General features: G+C 40.3%; 1 pseudogene. It reads left to right on the top strand.

The annotated features are described in order from the left end of the window. Positions 1-827 (top strand): annotated as a pseudogene (locus FC36_RS12110) (hypothetical protein); the annotation flags it as partial.

Raw genomic sequence — 827 nt, 5'->3', positions numbered from 1 at the left:
GCTGATGAAGCAGCCAACACTGCAACACCTACTACTCCAGTATCAGGTTCTGGTGTGAATACAAGCGTAAATGCTACAGGATCAGCTGCTAAAGGAGACGGTACTAATGTTGTAGTTAATCACTCATCATTAGATGCAGCGGTTAGTCAAGCAACTCAAACTGGTGTTCAAGTGACTACACAAGCTCCTACTTCTACAACAGTGGATGCTAATTCAGCACCACAAGCAGAGGCTTCTATTGCTCAAGATTACGCTAAGCAAACTTCTACTGTTCAAGCAGCAACTAAAGCTCAACAATCTAAGAATGACTACTATGCTCAAGATACAAAAGATGCTCAAGCGGTAAATCAAGCTAACCAAGCTAAAGTTGAACAAGCTGTTCAAAATGCTAGAAATGAAAAAGTTAGTGTGACACCATTACCTAACCAACAAGTTCCTACTAACACTCAAACAGCTACAATTAAGGCTTACGATAATTCTGATTACGAAGCTAAGAAGGCTTCTGTAAACCAAAAGACTAATGAGACGGTTGCTAAGTTAGTTGATGCTACTGAAAAAGCACATGCTAATAATGTGGTTAGAGCTGCGCAAGAAGATACATCTGCTTTAGATGCTGCTGCTAATAATGCCAAGGCTGCAGGTGTCAATGTTGTGAAAGGCTCCCCTGTTAATAAGGGCCAAGTATCAAAAGAACAAGCACCTCAAATGGCAAAGGAAATTCGGCAAGACTATGCTAATCAAGTTAATGCTTTAAATACTGCAACAAAGAATATGAATGACGCTAAGAGTGCCGTTGCTTCTTTGGAAAGTGAAAAGCAAAAACTCGA

Source organism: Ligilactobacillus equi DSM 15833 = JCM 10991 (assembly GCF_001435735.1).
Taxonomy (GTDB): domain Bacteria; phylum Bacillota; class Bacilli; order Lactobacillales; family Lactobacillaceae; genus Ligilactobacillus; species Ligilactobacillus equi.
The sequence above is the reverse complement of the archived record's forward strand: the minus strand, read 5'-3'. Positions and strand labels throughout refer to the sequence as shown.